Genomic DNA, 16,586 nt, shown 5'->3' with positions numbered 1-16,586 from the left:
CCGGCATGGGGGACCTCTTCGCCCGAATGCGCCATATCACGACAACATTAGCCGCGCTGTTCTGGCTGTCGCTGGCCGCGAGCGCCGACGCCGATGTCCTGGTCGGCGTCGCCGCGCCGCTCTCCGGTCCATCGGCGATCCTCGGCCAGCAGATCGAGAATGGCGCCCAACAGGCGGCGGAAGCGAATGGCCTCACGCTCAAGACGGCGGACGATGCCTGCACCGCCGACGGCGGGGCCGCGGCCGCCAGGCAGTTCGTGGACGCCAAGGTCAATATCGTGGTGGGTTTTCTCTGCACCGAGGCGATCGAGGCGGCGCTGCCGATCCTGAAGGACGCCAATATTCCGGTCATCACTGTCGGCGTGCGCACCGAGAGCTTGACCGACAGGCGTGCCAAGACCGGCTGGCCGGTCTACCGGCTCGGGCCGCGCGGCGACGACGAACGCAACGCGGTGGCCGCGATCCTCACCCGCCTTTGGCAGAACGAATTGTTCGCCATTGTCGATGACGGCACCATTTATGGTCGCGAGATCGCCGAGACTTTTCGCGCGGCCGCCGAGCAGGCGGCGCTCAAGCCGGTCTTCGTCGACACGTTCCGGCCGCAGCTCGACAACCAGATCGGGCTTGTCGGCCGGTTGAAGAAGGCGGGCGCGACCAAGGTGTTCGCCGGCGGTGACGGCGACGACATCGCCATCATGGGGCGCGACGCCGCGCAGCTCAATGCCGGCATCACCTTCGCCGGCGGCGAAACGCTGCGCACGCCGCCCGGCGATGTTCCTTATGCGGTAGGCACGCTGATGATCGCATTGCCGGAATGGGCGGAAGCCGCGGACCCCAAGGTCGTGCAGGCATTTGGCGAAAGGAAGATCGTGACGGACGGCTATACCTTGCCGGCCTATGCCGCGGTGCAGGTCGCGAAGGCGACGGCAGCCGATGCGGAAAGCTCCGGCAAACCGCTCGCCGAGGCGCTGACCGGGCATGACTTCGCGACTGCGATCGGCACCATCCGCTTCGACGAAAAAGGCGACCTCAGCCGAAACCCCTTCCGCGCCTTCCGCTTCGACGGCACGCATTTCGTGCCGCTGGAGGAAAAGTGATGTTCCGCACCGGGCCGCGTAACCTGATCACCGACGTCGCCGGCCTGAGAGTCGGCAATGCCGCCGACGCCAGGCTCAAATCCGGGGTCACGGTGGTGCTGTGCGAGGAGCCTGCGGTGGCCGGCGTCCAGGTGCTGGGCGGCGCGCCGGGCACGCGTGAAACCGACCTGCTCGAACCGCAAAACTCCATCGCCGCGATCCATGCCGTCGTGCTGTCCGGTGGCTCGGCCTTTGGCCTTGATGCTGCTTCCGGCGTGCAGGCGGCGCTGCGGGAGAAGAACATCGGTGTCGAGGTCGGTGGCTTCCGCGTGCCGATCGTGCCGGCGGCGATCCTCTTCGACCTGCCCAATGGCGGCGACAAGGACTGGGGCCGCTATCCGCTTTATCGCGAGCTCGGCTATGAGGCTGCGCAGGCGGCAACGGCCGACTTTCCGATCGGCACGGTCGGTGCCGGCACCGGCGCGCTCACCTCCGGGCTGAAGGGCGGGCTGGGCTCCGCCTCGACGGTGCTCGACAGCGGCGTCACCATCGGCGCGCTCGCCGCCGTCAACCCGACCGGTTCGGTGACGGTCGGCCGCAGCCGTCACTTCTGGGCAGCGCCGTTCGAGATCGGCGACGAATTCGGCGGCCTGGGCTATCCCGATCCGATGCCGGGAGATGCAAGGAAAATCTTGCTGAAATACCGCGACCGGCAGATCGGAGCGCAAGACGGAAACACGACGATAGCCGTCATCGCCACCGACGCGGTTCTGACCAAGGCCGCCGCCAAGCGGCTGGCGATTTCGGCGCATGACGGCTTCGCACGCGCCATCTGGCCGACGCACACGCCGGCCGACGGCGACCTCGTCTTCGCGCTGGCGACCGGCAGGAGCGGCATCGAACTCGGCGCCGACGCGGCAATCGATCTTTACGCCGCCGCCGGCGCGACCATGGCGCGCGCCATCAGCCGCGGTGTCCATGCGGCGACGCCCGCAGAGGGCGATTTGTTCCCCGTCTGGTCGTCGCGCTGAGTTTTCCGGTCAGGCCGGGTCGGACTTCTCTTCCTCGAAGGTCACCGCGACATCGGAATTCGCCGACAGCCAGACCTTTTTCTCGTCGATCTCCGCGACGAGGCTGAGCGGAATGTAGTGGTGATGGCCCTTGTGCGTACCCATGCCGCTGTCGGCTTTGGTCAGCTTGATGCGCTGACCGTCGACCTTGTCGACGGTGCCGATATGCACGCCATCGGCGCCGATCACTTCCATATGCTCGCGTATCTTGCTGGTGTCGGTGGTCATGCTGGTCCTCCGTTGGGTGGTGGCCGCGCGTCCTACGCTGGGACGGTCCACAATAACAAACGAACGCCGGATTGGATGCATCGAGCAGCACGTCTCATTCACCATGGCGTGATAGGCATGAGGCCGATGACACGGACCCTATCGCCAATGACGCGCTATCCGAACGGCTATTCGCCGTGCGACGTGGTCCGCTGCCCGTGACGCCGCTGCAGCCGACCTCCTTGCGCCTGCGCCTGGGAAACCGCCTGCGCGATGCCCTGCCCTCGACAGGCGCGGCGGTCATTGGCGCCTTGCTCTGGGGTATGGCGATGGGTGCCAGCGCGTTCCTCAACCTCCGGCTCTACGAATGGGAGACATCGGACAGGGTCCGCTTCGTCGTGCTTTTGTATTTCATGGGCGGCGCGCTTGCCTTTCCGGTCGGGCTGACGTTCGCCAGATTAGTGTCGCGTGGCCGCCACTGGGAAACCGCGCCCGCCGCCGCTTTCGTGTGCTTGCTCAGCGCCACGCTCGCCTTCACCGGCGGCCTGTTCGCGCTGCAATACCGTTCCTATTACGCCGAGTGGCACGCGCCGGCCTTCACGCTCACCTGGGCATTCGAATTCGCCTTCACCGTGCTGACGGCGCTCTACCAGTTCGTCGTCCTGGGTGTGCGGCTCTATTTTCCGCTCGGCTTCGCGGCACTTGCCGCCGCCACTGTCTGGTTTGCGCGGCAGCGGCGTTGAGCATTGGGCCGGCCTCTGTTAGGACGCGGCCGAAGCTTTTCCCAGCAGGACCCAGAAACGATGATCCATCGCTATTCCCGGCCGGAAATGGTCGCCATCTGGTCGCCCGAAACTCGGTTCCGCATCTGGTTCGAGATCGAGGCGCATGCCTGCGACGCGCTGGCCGAACTCGGCGTCATCCCGAAGGAGGCGGCCAAGACCATCTGGGAGAAAGGCGGCGCCGCGAAATTCGACGTCGACAAGATCGACGAGATCGAGCGCGTCACCAAGCATGACGTGATTGCTTTCCTCACTCATCTCGCCGAGTTCGTCGGCCCGGATGCCCGCTTCATCCACCAGGGCATGACCTCGTCGGACGTTCTCGACACCTGCCTTGCGGTGCAATTGACGCGCGCCAGCGACATCCTGCTTGCCGATATCGACGCCCTGCTCGCGGCGCTGAAGCGCCGCGCTTTCGAGCATAAGGACACCGTCACCATCGGCCGCAGCCACGGCATTCATGCCGAGCCGACCACCTTCGGCGTCAAGCTGGCGCTGGCTTATGCCGAATTCTCGCGCTGCCGCGAGCGGCTGATGCACGCGCGCGAAGACATCGCCACCTGCGCTATCTCGGGCGCGGTCGGCACCTTCGCCAACATCGATCCTTATGTCGAAGAGCATGTGGCGAAGAAGCTCGGCCTGAAGCCGGAGCCGGTATCGACACAGGTGATCCCGCGCGACCGCCACGCGATGTTCTTCGCCACCCTCGGCGTGATCGCCTCGTCGGTCGAGCGGCTGGCCGTCGAGATTCGTCATTTGCAGCGCACCGAAGTGCTGGAAGCAGAGGAATATTTCTCGCCGGGGCAGAAGGGCTCGTCGGCAATGCCGCACAAGCGCAACCCGGTGCTGACCGAGAACCTCACCGGCCTTGCCCGCATGGTGCGCTCCTACGCCATGCCGGCCATGGAGGATGTGGCGCTCTGGCACGAACGCGACATTTCGCACTCCTCGGTCGAGCGCATGATCGGGCCGGACGCGACGGTGACGCTCGACTTTGCGCTGGCGCGGCTCACCGGCGTCGTCGACAAGCTGCTGGTCTACCCTGAGAACATGCTGAAGAACCTCAACAAGTTCCGCGGCCTGGTGCATTCGCAGCGCGTGCTGCTGGCGCTGACGCAGGCCGGCGTGTCACGCGAGGACGCCTACCGGCTGGTGCAGCGCAATGCTATGAAGGTATGGGAACAAGGCGCTGATTTCCTTGAAGAACTGCTTGCCGACAAGGATGTGACCGCAGCCTTGCCGGAAGCCGAGATTCGCGAAAAATTCGACCTCGGCTACCACACCAAGCACGTCGATACGATTTTCAAGCGGGTGTTTGGATAACCTTCCATGCGGCTATCGGTCAGCCGGAACCCCTGGCTTCAGTTTCCGAAAGCAGGGGCAAAGCTGAGTGCGCCGCGCGGCACCGGCCCGCGCAGGACCACCCGCTGCACGTATTTCGTATCGATATCCAGATATGTCAGTTGCCCGTCACTCACATAGCCCGCGTGGCTGTACACCTCAGGATTTCCGATCAGCGCACATCCGCAGGCGCCCAGTTCATCAAGCAATTGCAGTCCGGCAGCGATCAACGCCTTACCGATACCCTGACGCTGCCTGCTAGGCCTGACCGATATCGGACCAAGCCCGAACCATTTGTCATGGATGCCGTTGATCTTCACCGGTGAAAACGCGACGTGGCCGACGATTTCCCCAGCGTCCTCAGCAACCAGCGAAATCGTCAGGTCACCGTCCGAACGCAAGGCCCGGATAATATCGGCCTCAGTGTCGTTACTGAAGGCCATCGGCTTGAACGCACTCCAAGTAAGTTGATGGATTGCGTCGTGATCAGCGGGCATTTCCGACCGGATCAGCATTTCACGCAGGATCTCCAGGCACTGTACGGATCACGTTACCCCAGGGATCGACACGGGTCGACGGCGCCTTGGCGTTCGACGAGCGCATCTCCACCCAGGCGAGGCCCGAACGGGCCGGATCACGGCGACCGGCGCCGGCGCTGTGCCAGGCATTGGCGCCGATGTGGTGGTGGTAGTGGCCGGAAGACAGGAACACTGCCTGGCCGCCATATCTGGCCACCGTATCGAAGCCGAACTCGTCATGCCACCAGGCCTCGGCGTCTTCCGGGCGGCCGACGCGCAGATGCACATGGCCGACTATGGTGTTTTCAGGGGCGCCCTGCCAGCCGGCATCGCCCGCCGGCACGCTGGCCACGACCGCCGGCAGGTTCAGCCGCTCGGTCGCCATTGCTATTCTGTCGCCGTTCCACTTCCAGTCCTGCGGGCGGCGGTCTGCGTAGATCTCGATGCCGTTGCCCTCGGGATCGGTAAGGTAAAGTGCCTCGCTTACCAGATGGTCCGACGCGCCCTCGATGCCGATCCGGCTGGCGGCGGCATGGTTGATCCAGCGGCCGAGATCGGCGCGCGACGGCAGCAGGAAGGCTGTATGGAAAAGGCCGGCGCTGCGCGGATCGTCGGGTTTTGCCGAGGCATCCTGCTCCAGCACCAGCAGCGGACGGTTCGCGGCGCCAAGCGTGATCGCGCCGTCAGCACGGCTCAGCTCCTGCAGGCCGACGACCGCGCGGTAATAGGCGGCAAGGTTTTCGGCATCCCGCGCCTTCAGGCCGACACGCGAGACGCTGACCGGGGTGGTCGCGGCAAAAGGCAGTTCGCTCATCAAACTCTCCGTTCGGACGCCAACCTCGCAGAGGCAATCGCGCCAGCTTTTATTAGTCGTTCCTGTTTTCGCTTTTCAGATCGTCCATTGTGATCGTTCACACAAGCCGGAAAGAATCGAACACGTTGTTCACAATTGTGACGTGACCACCGGCATGGTTGCATGAGACAAGGCCGCTCGCTACATCCGCGCCATGAAGGTCAAGAACGCAGATATTCTCATCGTGCCGGGCTACACCAATTCCGGCCCCGAGCACTGGCAGACCCGCTGGCAGTCGAAACTGTCGACGGCGCGCCGGGTCGAGCAGGCGGAGTGGTCGAAGCCGGTGCGCGAAGACTGGACGGCAAACGTAGCCAATGCCGTCAACGAGGCCGAGCGACCGGTGGTGATCGTCGCGCATTCGCTGGGTGTGGCGGCCGCGGTGCAGGCTGTCCCGCAATTCCAGAAGCCGATCGCCGGCGCCTTCTTCGTCGCGCCGCCCGACGTTGCCAATCCGGAGATCAGGCCGAGGCATCTGATGACCTTCGGCCCCTATTCGCGCGATCCGCTGCCCTTTCCGTCGATCGTTATCGCCAGCCGCAACGATCCCTTCTGCGCCTTCGAGGTCGCCGAGGACATCGCCGCCGCCTGGGGATCGCTGTTCATCGACGCCGGCGAGGCCGGCCATCTCAATGCCGACGCCGGGTTCGGCCCCTGGCCGGAAGGCTCGATGACCTTCGCCAAGTTCCTGACGGAACTGAAGGAACCCTAGATCTACTCGCCTTTCAGGCGTCGATCGAATCCCGCATGCTCTTCAACAAAGTCTTGGCGCCGAGCGAAATCAGCGTGTGGTCCGAGCCCATGGCGAGCAGCCGATAGCCCATCGAAACCACGCGGCCGGCAATGGCCGGCTCGATGACGTAGATCGCGGCATGCTTGCCGGCCTTGCGCGTCCGCTCGGCGATCGAGGCGACCGTCTCCATCATGCTTTCCAGCGTCGAATTGACGGTGGTGCCGTTCGACCAGGCGATCGAGAAATCCGACGGACCGACGAAGATGCCGTCGATGCCGGGCGTATCGAGGATGCCGTCGAGCGCCTCGAACGCCGCGCGCGTCTCGACCATGGCGAAGGCCATGGTGCGCTGGTTCGAGTCGCGCAGCCACTCGGCGTGGTCGCCCTTGCCATGGCGAGGGAAAGCATAGGTCGGGCCCCAGGAACGCTCGCCCGTCGGCGGATATTTCATCGCGGCGGCGAACTGCCTGGCGTCCTCCACGGAATTCACCATCGGCGCGATGACCGCCTCGGCGCCGAAATCGAGCGCGCGGCTCGCCATATCGAACCGGCCGACGGGTATACGCACCAGCGCCGGCTTATTGGCGGCCAGCACCGGTACTAGGCCGCGCAGCACGCTATCCTCATGGTGGCCGCCATGCTGCATGTCGAGGGTAACGGCATCAAAGCCCTGCTTGGCAATGATTTCGACCGTCAGCGCGTCCGGTACGCCGGACCATGCGGTGAACAGCGTTTCGTCGGCGGCCAGGCGGGACTTGAGCGACATCGGAACTTTCCTTGTTAACAACGCATCGGCCCGCAAATCGGAACGATTTCCGGAAAGCGCGATGCGAAAACTCAAATGTCAGAGCGATGTGCGTCCGGAAGGACGCACATCGCTCTGACGCAGTTTCAGCCGGAAACGGCGGCAAGGCAAAGAAAAACCGCCCGGCTGAGCCGGGCGGTCGATTGGTCCAATGATTTCTACGTGTTCTTGATCTGCTCGATCGCCTGCGCCATCAGCTCGTCCATCGTGCGGCGGATCTGATGGTCCGACTGGTTGACGCCGGCCGCGTCAAAATCCTTGCGGATCTTGCGGAAGACATCGTGATCGCCGGCTTCCTCGATGTCGGAGACCACCACTTCCTTGGCGTAGGCCTCGGCATCGGCGCCGGTTTTGCCGAGCTTTTCGGCGGCCCAGAGGCCGAGCGCCCTGTTGCGGCGCGCCGCGGCCTTGAAGCGAAGCTCCTCGTCGATGACGAATTTGCGCTCGAAGCCTTCTTCGCGGTCTTTCATGCTGCTCATGACGTCCCTCCGGTCAAATCGATTCGCTTGGCGATGAATATGTGCGCTCAGCCAGCACAAACCAAAAGGCCGCGGGCCGGTCAATATGCTTGATCGCATGCTGCACTGCGGCATTTCGGTCCCGAAACCGGTTGATCGGCAGGATTTGCCGATTGAGCAAACATTGCGATTGCTATAGACACCGGCATTGAACGCCACCGTCGCCACAACTAATTTAGGCAGACGGACAGGAACTGGTCGCTTGCCGCCTGCCCGCCAATCCAGAGAAAAATCAGATGAAAAATCGCCGCCGCATTTACGAAGGCAAGGCCAAGATCCTCTATGAAGGACCTGAGCCTGGAACGCTCATCCAATTCTTCAAGGACGATGCCACCGCCTTCAACAAGAAGAAACACGAGGTGGTCGATGGCAAAGGCGTGCTCAACAACCGCATTTCCGAGCACATCTTCAACCACCTCAATCGCATGGGCATCCCGACCCATTTCATCCGCCGGCTCAACATGCGCGAGCAGCTGATCAAGGAAGTCGAGATCATCCCGCTCGAAGTGGTCGTGCGCAATGTCGCCGCCGGCTCGCTGGCAAAGCGTCTCGGCATCGAGGAAGGCACGGTGCTGCCGCGCTCGATCATCGAGTTCTACTACAAGGCCGATGCGCTGGACGACCCCATGGTGTCGGAAGAGCATATCACCGCCTTTGGCTGGGCAAGCCCGCAGGAGATCGATGACATCATGGCCTTGGCCATCCGCGTCAACGACTTCCTCTCCGGCCTGTTCCTGGGCGTCGGCATCCAGCTCGTCGACTTCAAGATCGAGTGCGGCCGCCTGTTCGAGGGCGACATGATGCGCATCGTCGTCGCCGACGAGATCTCGCCGGATTCCTGCCGGCTGTGGGATGTCGCCACCCAGGACAAGCTCGACAAGGACCGTTTCCGCCGCGACATGGGCGGACTGGTCGAAGCCTACCAGGAGGTCGCCCGCCGCCTCGGCATCATGAACGAGAACGAGCCGCCGCGCCCGACCGGCCCGGTGCTGGTCGCCTCCTCCGAGCCGTCGAAGGGCACGAAGCATTGATTGCAAGCGGCCTGCCGGCACGGCAGGCCGCTTTCCGCACTACCGATCACCCAGGAGTACCGATGAAAGCCCGCATCACCGTCACCCTCAAGAATGGCGTTCTCGACCCGCAGGGCAAGGCGATCGAGCATGCGCTCTCGGGTCTGGGCTTCGACGGCGTCGGCCAGGTCCGGCAGGGCAAAGTGTTCGACATCGAGCTCACCGGTACCGACAAGGCCAAGGCCGAGGCCGACCTCAAGGCGATGTGCGACAAGCTTCTGGCGAACACCGTGATTGAGAACTATAGTGTGACGCTTACCTAAGGTTGTGCCGGAGGCGTTATGCCGGAAGCCACGAACGAGTTGATGTTTGAACTGTTGAAGCGCGTTCATCACGAAATTGGCGAGCTTCGCCAGGATGTGACCGAGACGAAGCGGGAGTTGAACGTGATGCGCGGTCACATGGCGGCCACGCAGAGCGATATTCATAACATTTATGGGATTCTGGGCCGACAAGACGATCGGCTGGAGCGAATAGAAAAGCGCTTGGATCTCAGGGAGCTCGCCGAGACCCAGAAGCCTTTTGAGCCGAAATGACATGCGTTCGGCATGTGGGATTGAATCAGCTTCGCCATGCCGAACGACACCCAGATCTCGAAATTCATGAGTCTCGTACTGCGGCATGCACCAGAAGAGGCCGGGCTTGTTCTTGACGATAGTGGTTGAGCCGATTTCGGCGCACTTTGTGTGGTGATCCGACAGAAATTCGGTGCATCGGCGGCCGACGTCGAGCGCGTCGTCGCGGAAAATCCGAAGAGGCGGTTCGCTATCGACGGCAATCGCATCCGCGCCGTCCAGGGCCACAGCGTCGACGTCGATCTCGGATTGATGCCAAGCCCGCCGCCGGCGGTGCTCTACCACGGCACGAAGGAAGAATTCCTCCCCGCCATCCTGCGTGATGGTCTGACCGGCCAATCGCGCCTGCACGTGCATCTATCCATGGATATCGAGACGGCACGCGTCGTGGCGCGGCGCCGGAAAGGAAAAGATGTTATCCTCCGGGTCGACTCGGCGGCCATGTCCGGGAACGGAATGACATTCTTCCTCTCAGACAATGGAGTCTGGTTGACCAATCAGGTTCCGCCCCGGTATCTGCATCAGATCAGCAAACGGGAACTGCCATGAAATCAGCCGTCGTCCTCTTGCCTGGCCTCAACCGCGACCGCGACATGATCGCGGCGCTGACCAAGATTTCGGGGCAGGCGCCGGCGACCGTCTGGCAGACCGATACCGAAATCCCCGATGTCGACCTGATCGCCATTCCCGGCGGCTTCTCCTTTGGCGACTATCTGCGCTGCGGCGCGATCGCGGCGCGCATGCCCGTCATGCGCGCGGTGGCGGAAAAGGCCGCCAAGGGCGTCATGGTCATCGGCGTCTGCAACGGCTTCCAGATCCTGGTCGAAGCGGGGCTGCTGCCCGGCGCGCTGATGCGCAATTCGTCGCTGAAGTTCGTCTGCCGGCAGGTGAAGCTCCAGATCGCCAATGCCAACACCATGTTCACCCGCCGCTATCAGCCGGGCCAGATCATCCGTTCGCCGGTGGCGCACCATGACGGCAACTATTTCGCCGACGCCGAGACGCTTGCCCGCCTCGAAGGCGAAGGCCAGGTGGTGTTCCGCTATGCCGAGGGCACCAATCCCAACGGCTCGATCAACGACATCGCCGGCATCGTCAACGACAAGGGCAATGTCCTCGGCCTGATGCCGCATCCGGAGAACCTCATCGAGGCGGCGCATGGCGGCAGCGACGGCCGGGCGCTGTTCGAAGGGGCGCTTGGCATCGCCGCTTGATCCGTTTCAGACAATTCCTTCAGAACGATCCTTTCAGAACAACGGGGCGGCCTGACCATGAGACTGACGATTGCTCGCCTTGCTCTCCTGGCCGCCGCCGGATTTCTGCTGGCATCCTGCCAGTCCGGCTCCAAGACCACGCCGACGCCTTCAGGCAAGAGCGCCTCGCTGCTTGCCATGGAGCAGGTCGCGATCGCCGCGCATAAATGCTGGATCGCCAGCAAGGACCCGGCCTTCAAAGCCTATCAGATGGCCAACGAGCTCAATTCCTACAGCGGCACGCCGCGCTTCCTGCTGGTGCCTGCCAAGCACTATGGCGGCAAGCCGCTGCTGGTGGTGCAGGCGCAGGGCAATTCCAGCAAGGTCGACGTCTTCGGGCCGCTGATGGCCGAGCCGCTCGGCGCGCGCATCGGCTCCGACATCGCCCGCTGGCAGGCCGGCAATCCGTCCTGTACCGCCGCGGCGTGAGCTTGCCATGGGCCAGTTCCTGCAGATAGCGGGATTGGTTATCGGGCTGATAGCACTCATCCTGCAGTTCGCGATCACCATCCCGGCGTCGATGGCGGCGGGCCGCAGCCTGCTCGGCTCGATCGTCTTCTATTTCAGCTTCTTCACCATCCTGACCAACATCGCCGCGGTGATGGTGCATGCGTCCCTGCTGTCGCCAACCGGCTATGCCTGGTTTCCGGCCTTCGCCGGCAGGCGCATCCGGACGGGCGTCGCGGTCGCCATAACGCTGGTTTTCATCGTCTACACGACGGTGCTCGCCCGCCTTTGGGCGCCGGAAGGGCTGTTCTTCCTCTGCGACGTCCTTTTGCACTATGTGGCGCCGCTGGTCTTTGTCCTGTGGTGGCTGATCGCCGGCGCCGACGGCAGCACGCGCTGGCGCGATATTTCCTGGTGGGTGATCTATCCGCTCGCTTATCTTGCCTATGCGCTGATACGGGCGCCGTTCGCCGGCGAGGTGCCCTACCCGTTCCTCGACGTGGCGAAGAACGGCGCGGTTAGCGTCGCCGTCTCGGCGCTGACCATCACCGCACTGTTTCTCGGCCTCAGCTTACTCGCCGTGCTTGCCGACCACGGCATCGGCCGCCTGCGGAAATAGCCCGCCGGCTGGCCTGTCGAACCCGACATGCAGATCGCCTGAACCCGTTCCGCCCGACGCGCTTCAGTCCCAGAACGGCCTGATGCCTTCGCGATGGGCGTCGCAACGCGAGACGCCGATATCCTTGAGCTGCTCGTCGGTCATCTCGAGCAGTGCAAGGCGTCCGCGACGCCGCTCCAGCATCCGGCCGATCTGCCTTGCCAGGGAAGCGAGCACAAACACGACGCGGTCGATGAACCTGCGGCAGCCGGACGGGCGGCCATGCAATTCGGCATCGCTGTAACGGAATGTATCAATTGTATTCATCTTTCGATCCGCCAAACTGATCAATTGTACCCCAACCGCTCGCGACTTCATATCGATTGACTCATCCTGCGGCGCAATATAGAAAATTGTCACCATGACAAATTGGCTCCCAGACCTGTCTTCCGGCTCCGGCCCTCTGTATCAGCGCCTTGCTGACAGCATTGAGTCAGATATCGACAAGGGCGTCATCGACGCCGGTGCAAAACTGCCGCCGCAGCGCGACCTCGCCTATGACATCGGCACGACGGTCGGCACTATCGGCCGGGCCTATCAGCTGCTGCGCGAACGCGGGCTGGTGAGCGGCGAGGTCGGGCGTGGCACCTATGTGCTCGCGCAACGCACGGAGATCCCGAAAGCGGATATCGAGCCCGCCGTCCAAGGCACGCGCGCCATCGATGCGCCGACGGGCAAGCTGCGCTTCGACAGCACCGCGGCACCCGATGTCGGCCAGGGCACCGTGATCGCGGACTTGCTGGCGCGCACTGCGCAGGAACATCCGCACGACATAGCGAGCTACACCAGGGATTTTCCCGCACGCTGGTACGAGGCCGGCAGCCGATGGCTGTCGCGCAACTCCTTCCGCCCCTCGCCCGATTCGATTGTTCCGACTCTCGGCACCCATGCCGCCGTGATGGCGGCGATCGCCGCGCTCACCACGCCCGGCGACTATGTCGTCTTCGAGCACCTAACCTATTCGCAGATATCACGCAGCGCCGGGCTGATCGGACGCCGCACCGCGCTGGTGTCGGCGGATGATGGAGGCGTCGACCCCGACGATTTCGAACGCGTCTGTGCGCAGAAACATCCGAAGATGATGTTCGTGATGCCGACGGCGAAGAACCCGACGCTGGTGACGCTGTCGGCGGAGCGGCGCCAGGCGATCGCGCGCATTGCGCACGAGTACAATGTGGTCCTGATCGAGGACGACCTCTATGGCGAGTTGACTGACGATCCGACGCCGCTGCTTGCCGAATATGCCCCGGAGCGCACGATCGTCGCCGGCGGTCTGTCGAAATCGGTCGCGGCCGGTGTGCGCGGCGGCTGGCTTTCCTGTCCGCCCGCCTACCGCCACCGCATCCGCGTCGCGCACAAGATGATGACCGGCGGCCTGCCCTTCCTGCTGGCGGAGGTTGGAACGAGGCTGGTGACGTCCGGCCAGGCCAGCGAGATCCGCAAGCGCTGCATTGCCGAAATCCAGGCACGTCTCCATGTCGTGCGCGAGACGCTGGCAGGGTTCGACTTCAAGGCACGAGACAATGTGCCCTTTGTCTGGCTGACTTTGCCGGACCCCTGGCTGTCGGGCACGTTCAAGAATGCCTGCCTGGAGCAAGGCGTGCTCATCGACGACGAGGACGAGTTCAAGGCCGGCCGTTCCGAGCAGGTCTTCCACAGCGTCCGCTTCGGCGTGTCGCAGCCGCGGCAGAGCGAGGATGTCGCCCGCGGCGTCGCTGTCATCCGCCGTTTGCTCGACGAAGGCCGGGCCGGCTACGACAGTTTTTCCTGACCCGCCCGGCACTGCCCGGTCGCGCAGGCGCGAGGCTGCGGTTTCCGGCGTTTTTCGTCATCCGGTGGGGTGTATCGCGCGAAAGCTTGCGATAAGAGGAGACTCAGAAAATCCCCTCACCACGGATACCAATCGCCGCCCATGACCATTTCCAATTCTGTGCCGATCACCCCCGAGCTCGTCGCAGCGCATGGGCTGAAGCCCGACGAATACCAGCGCATCCTCGACCTGGTCGGCCGCGAGCCGAGCTTCACAGAGCTCGGCATCTTCTCGGCGATGTGGAACGAGCACTGCTCCTACAAATCATCCAAGAAATGGCTGCGTACGCTGCCCACCAGCGGCCCGCAGGTCATCCAGGGACCGGGCGAGAATGCCGGCGTGGTCGACATCGGCGACGGCGACTGCGTCGTCTTCAAGATGGAGAGCCACAACCACCCGTCCTACATCGAACCCTATCAGGGAGCCGCGACCGGTGTCGGCGGCATCCTGCGCGACGTTTTCACCATGGGCGCGCGGCCGGTTGCGGCGATGAACGCGCTGCGCTTCGGCGCGCCCGATCATCCCAAGACCCGGCACCTTGTCGCCGGCGTCGTTTCGGGCGTAGGCGGCTACGGCAATTCCTTCGGCGTGCCGACCGTCGGCGGCGAGGTCAATTTCGACCCGCGCTACAACGGCAACATCCTGGTCAATGCGTTTGCGGCCGGCCTCGCCAAGACCAACGCCATCTTCCTCTCGCAGGCCAAGGGCGTCGGTCTTCCGGTCGTCTATCTCGGCGCCAAGACCGGACGCGACGGCGTCGGCGGCGCCACCATGGCCTCGGCCGAGTTCGACGACAAGATCGAGGAGAAGCGGCCGACCGTCCAGGTCGGCGATCCGTTCACCGAAAAATGCCTGCTGGAGGCCTGCCTCGAGCTGATGGCCTCGGGCGCCGTCATCGCCATCCAGGACATGGGTGCGGCAGGCCTCACCTGCTCGGCGGTCGAGATGGGCGCCAAGGGCGATCTCGGCATCGAGCTCGATCTCGACAAGGTGCCGGTGCGCGAGGAGCGCATGAGCGCCTATGAGATGATGCTGTCGGAGAGCCAGGAGCGCATGCTGATGGTGCTGCGCCCCGAGAAGGAAGAGGAGGCCGAGGCGATCTTCCGCAAATGGGGCCTCGACTTCGCCGTCGTCGGCAAGACCACCGACGACCTGCGCTTCCGCGTGCTGCACCAGGGCGACGAGGTCGCCAATTTGCCGATCAAGGAACTGGGCGACCAGGCGCCGGAATATGACCGCCCGTGGGTTGAAGCCACGAAGCCCGCGCCGCTCGCGGCCAGCGATGCGCCGAAAGCCGATGTTGCGGACACGTTGCTGAAAATGCTTGGCGGACCGGACCTCTCATCGCGCCGTTGGGTATGGGAGCAGTACGACACGCTGATCCAGGGCAATTCGCTGCAGCTTCCGGGCGGCGATGCCGGCGTCGTGCGCGTCGACGGTCATCCGACCAAGGCGCTCGCCTTCTCTTCCGATGTCACGCCGCGCTATTGCGAGGCCGATCCCTACGAGGGCGGCAAGCAGGCGGTGGCCGAATGCTGGCGCAACCTGACCGCCACCGGCGCCTTGCCGCTTGCCGCCACCGACAACCTGAATTTCGGCAATCCGGAGCGGCCGGAGATCATGGGGCAGTTCGTCGGGGCGATTAAGGGCATCGGCGAGGCCTGCCGCGCGCTCGGCTTCCCCATCGTCTCCGGCAACGTCTCGCTCTACAACGAGACCAACGGCCGCGGCATACTGCCGACGCCGACCATCGGCGGCGTCGGACTGATCGCCGATTGGTCGAAGATGGCCCGTATCGGCTTTGCCGCCGAGGGCCAGATGATCGTGCTGGTCGGCGCGCCGCCGACATGGGGCAGCCATCTCGGCCAGTCCATCTATATGCGCGATATCCACGGCCGCGCCGACGGGCCGCCGCCACCCGTCGACCTCGCGCATGAAAAACGCGTCGGCGACCATGTGCGTTCGCTGATCGCCTCCGGCATCGTCACCGCCGCGCATGACGTCTCGGACGGCGGCCTGGCGATAGCGCTGGCTGAAATGGCGATGGCGTCGGGCATCGGCGCTACCGTTCCCGGCCTTACCGGCACCGACCCGATCCCGGTCTGGTTCGGTGAGGACCAGGGCCGCTACCTGCTGACGCTGTCGATCGACCCGCAAAGCGGCGAATGGGACAAGATCCGCGAGGAGCAGAGCAGGCTCGGCATCTTCGCGCCTTGGATCGGCACGACCGGCGGTCGTGAATTGAAACTCGGTGAGGCGCGGGCCGTACCGGTCAGTGAGTTGACCGCCGCCCACGAGGGCTGGTTCCCGCGCTTCATGGATCAGGCCATTTGACCAGGCTGGCGGTCCGGGCGCTGCTTGCAGTCGTCTTCTGGCCGTCCTTGTTCTTTTTCTGGTTTCTCGGCCCGTTCGTCTTTCTCCTGTTATCGACGACCTCGAGCGAGGTTTGTCCGCGGCTCGAAACGCGGGTCGAATTCCTTGCCGCGGCCAACGGCACGATCCCGATGCTGGCGGTTCAAGGCCTCGTCTACGCGGTTCCGATTTTGTGCCTGGTCCTATGGGAGCGGCTTTTGCCGGAGCCGGCTCGAGCCAGGCATATCGCCACATGCGTCAAGCTCTTCGCCGTCACGATCGTCGTCGGAACGCTTTGGGCGTATGGCTCCTCGCTTATGTGCGACGGCTACGGCCAGCCGTTTTTCTCTCCGGTCTGGCAGTGGACGAGCTACTTGCCCCTGGTCGGTATCGCGATCAATGTTCCGCTCTATGTGCTGACCGTCAGCCTCGGTCGCGCCTATTCGACACGCGAGGACGTGCCCGCCGGCGATGTCCCCCAACCGGATCAGATCGTTCCATGAGTCTCGGCCATGGAC

20 protein-coding genes and 1 pseudogene are annotated in these 16,586 nt (G+C 64.0%); 15 read left to right on the top strand and 6 right to left on the bottom strand.

Annotated features, from left to right (window positions below):
• The first annotated feature begins 26 nt into the window (after window positions 1–26).
• Together QAZ22_RS19470 and QAZ22_RS19465 are read left to right on the top strand one after the other, a co-directional pair.
• Entirely contained in the window at window positions 27–1,097 is a 1,071-nt protein-coding gene (locus tag QAZ22_RS19470; RefSeq protein WP_278202345.1) for a branched-chain amino acid ABC transporter substrate-binding protein, read from the top strand.
• Window positions 1,097–2,107: a P1 family peptidase gene (locus tag QAZ22_RS19465; protein ID WP_278202344.1), complete on the top strand. Its 1,011-nt coding sequence runs from the start codon at window positions 1,097–1,099 to the stop codon at window positions 2,105–2,107. Before QAZ22_RS19470 ends, QAZ22_RS19465 begins: the two co-directional genes overlap by 1 nt.
• A 9-nt stretch (window positions 2,108–2,116) precedes the next feature.
• Here QAZ22_RS19465 and QAZ22_RS19460 read toward each other — a convergent pair whose 3' ends face one another.
• Window positions 2,117–2,374 (bottom strand): DUF2171 domain-containing protein, encoded by a 258-nt coding sequence (locus QAZ22_RS19460; protein ID WP_278202343.1) that lies wholly within the window; start codon window positions 2,372–2,374, stop codon window positions 2,117–2,119.
• 257 nt (window positions 2,375–2,631) lie between these two features.
• Here QAZ22_RS19460 and QAZ22_RS19455 point away from each other — a divergent pair, with 257 nt between their 5' ends.
• A complete protein-coding gene (locus QAZ22_RS19455) occupies window positions 2,632–3,096 on the top strand; it encodes a hypothetical protein (RefSeq protein WP_278207888.1) in 465 nt (154 codons plus the stop codon).
• Window positions 3,097–3,156: 60 nt separating this feature from the next.
• Complete coding sequence (gene purB / locus QAZ22_RS19450; protein WP_278202342.1) at window positions 3,157–4,458, top strand: adenylosuccinate lyase; 1,302 nt, start codon at window positions 3,157–3,159, stop codon at window positions 4,456–4,458.
• A 38-nt stretch (window positions 4,459–4,496) separates the two neighbouring features.
• Here purB and QAZ22_RS19445 read toward each other — a convergent pair whose 3' ends face one another.
• Together QAZ22_RS19445 and QAZ22_RS19440 are read right to left on the bottom strand one after the other, a co-directional pair.
• Window positions 4,497–4,991, bottom strand: a complete 495-nt coding sequence (locus tag QAZ22_RS19445) for an N-acetyltransferase (protein ID WP_278202341.1) — start codon at window positions 4,989–4,991, stop codon at window positions 4,497–4,499.
• A 1-nt stretch (window position 4,992) separates the two neighbouring features.
• Complete coding sequence (locus QAZ22_RS19440; protein ID WP_278202340.1) at window positions 4,993–5,808, bottom strand: VOC family protein; 816 nt, start codon at window positions 5,806–5,808, stop codon at window positions 4,993–4,995.
• A 193-nt stretch (window positions 5,809–6,001) separates the two neighbouring features.
• Here QAZ22_RS19440 and QAZ22_RS19435 point away from each other — a divergent pair, with 193 nt between their 5' ends.
• A complete protein-coding gene (locus QAZ22_RS19435; RefSeq protein WP_278202339.1) occupies window positions 6,002–6,559 on the top strand; it encodes an alpha/beta hydrolase in 558 nt (185 codons plus the stop codon).
• 13 nt (window positions 6,560–6,572) lie between these two features.
• Here the strand turns inward: QAZ22_RS19435 and QAZ22_RS19430 are convergent, their stop codons facing one another.
• Complete coding sequence (locus QAZ22_RS19430; RefSeq protein WP_278202338.1) at window positions 6,573–7,346, bottom strand: HpcH/HpaI aldolase/citrate lyase family protein; 774 nt, start codon at window positions 7,344–7,346, stop codon at window positions 6,573–6,575.
• A gap of 197 nt (window positions 7,347–7,543) precedes the next feature.
• Complete coding sequence (locus tag QAZ22_RS19425; protein WP_278074083.1) at window positions 7,544–7,864, bottom strand: DUF1476 domain-containing protein; 321 nt, start codon at window positions 7,862–7,864, stop codon at window positions 7,544–7,546.
• 275 nt (window positions 7,865–8,139) lie between these two features.
• Between QAZ22_RS19425 and purC the strand changes: the two genes are divergently transcribed.
• From purC to QAZ22_RS19390, 7 genes and pseudogenes are all read left to right on the top strand, one after another.
• A complete protein-coding gene (gene purC / locus QAZ22_RS19420) occupies window positions 8,140–8,934 on the top strand; it encodes a phosphoribosylaminoimidazolesuccinocarboxamide synthase (protein ID WP_059185109.1) in 795 nt (264 codons plus the stop codon).
• 62 nt (window positions 8,935–8,996) lie between these two features.
• On the top strand, window positions 8,997–9,236 hold the full coding sequence (gene purS, locus QAZ22_RS19415; RefSeq protein WP_278202337.1) for a phosphoribosylformylglycinamidine synthase subunit PurS: 240 nt from the start codon (window positions 8,997–8,999) through the stop codon (window positions 9,234–9,236).
• Between the two features lie 18 nt (window positions 9,237–9,254).
• Window positions 9,255–9,509, top strand: a complete 255-nt coding sequence (locus QAZ22_RS19410; protein WP_278202336.1) for a hypothetical protein — start codon at window positions 9,255–9,257, stop codon at window positions 9,507–9,509.
• Between the two features lie 36 nt (window positions 9,510–9,545).
• Window positions 9,546–10,097 (top strand): annotated as a pseudogene (locus QAZ22_RS19405) (RNA 2'-phosphotransferase).
• Window positions 10,094–10,762 (top strand): phosphoribosylformylglycinamidine synthase subunit PurQ, encoded by a 669-nt coding sequence (gene purQ / locus QAZ22_RS19400; RefSeq protein WP_278202335.1) that lies wholly within the window; start codon window positions 10,094–10,096, stop codon window positions 10,760–10,762. Before QAZ22_RS19405 ends, purQ begins: the two are co-directional and overlap by 4 nt.
• 57 nt (window positions 10,763–10,819) lie before the next feature.
• Window positions 10,820–11,230 carry a hypothetical protein gene (locus QAZ22_RS19395; RefSeq protein ID WP_278202334.1) on the top strand — a complete coding sequence of 137 codons (411 nt, stop codon included), beginning with the start codon at window positions 10,820–10,822 and terminating at the stop codon, window positions 11,228–11,230.
• A gap of 7 nt (window positions 11,231–11,237) precedes the next feature.
• Window positions 11,238–11,867: a Pr6Pr family membrane protein gene (locus QAZ22_RS19390; RefSeq protein WP_278202333.1), complete on the top strand. Its 630-nt coding sequence runs from the start codon at window positions 11,238–11,240 to the stop codon at window positions 11,865–11,867.
• 63 nt (window positions 11,868–11,930) lie between these two features.
• On the opposite strand, the gene QAZ22_RS19385 is transcribed toward QAZ22_RS19390, so the two are convergent.
• Window positions 11,931–12,173: a DUF1127 domain-containing protein gene (locus QAZ22_RS19385; RefSeq protein ID WP_278207887.1), complete on the bottom strand. Its 243-nt coding sequence runs from the start codon at window positions 12,171–12,173 to the stop codon at window positions 11,931–11,933.
• Window positions 12,174–12,267: 94 nt separating this feature from the next.
• Here QAZ22_RS19385 and QAZ22_RS19380 point away from each other — a divergent pair, with 94 nt between their 5' ends.
• From QAZ22_RS19380 to QAZ22_RS19370, 3 genes are all read left to right on the top strand, one after another.
• Window positions 12,268–13,677 (top strand): PLP-dependent aminotransferase family protein, encoded by a 1,410-nt coding sequence (locus QAZ22_RS19380; protein WP_278202332.1) that lies wholly within the window; start codon window positions 12,268–12,270, stop codon window positions 13,675–13,677.
• Window positions 13,678–13,818: 141 nt separating this feature from the next.
• Window positions 13,819–16,050 carry a phosphoribosylformylglycinamidine synthase subunit PurL gene (gene purL, locus QAZ22_RS19375; protein WP_278202331.1) on the top strand — a complete coding sequence of 744 codons (2,232 nt, stop codon included), beginning with the start codon at window positions 13,819–13,821 and terminating at the stop codon, window positions 16,048–16,050.
• Complete coding sequence (locus QAZ22_RS19370) at window positions 16,047–16,571, top strand: hypothetical protein (protein ID WP_278202330.1); 525 nt, start codon at window positions 16,047–16,049, stop codon at window positions 16,569–16,571. Before purL ends, QAZ22_RS19370 begins: the two co-directional genes overlap by 4 nt.
• Window positions 16,572–16,586: the final 15 nt, after the last annotated feature.

Origin of the sequence: Mesorhizobium sp. WSM4906 (assembly GCF_029674625.1) — a bacterium.
Classification (GTDB): domain Bacteria; phylum Pseudomonadota; class Alphaproteobacteria; order Rhizobiales; family Rhizobiaceae; genus Mesorhizobium.
This window is presented reverse-complemented; position numbering and strand designations above follow the sequence as displayed.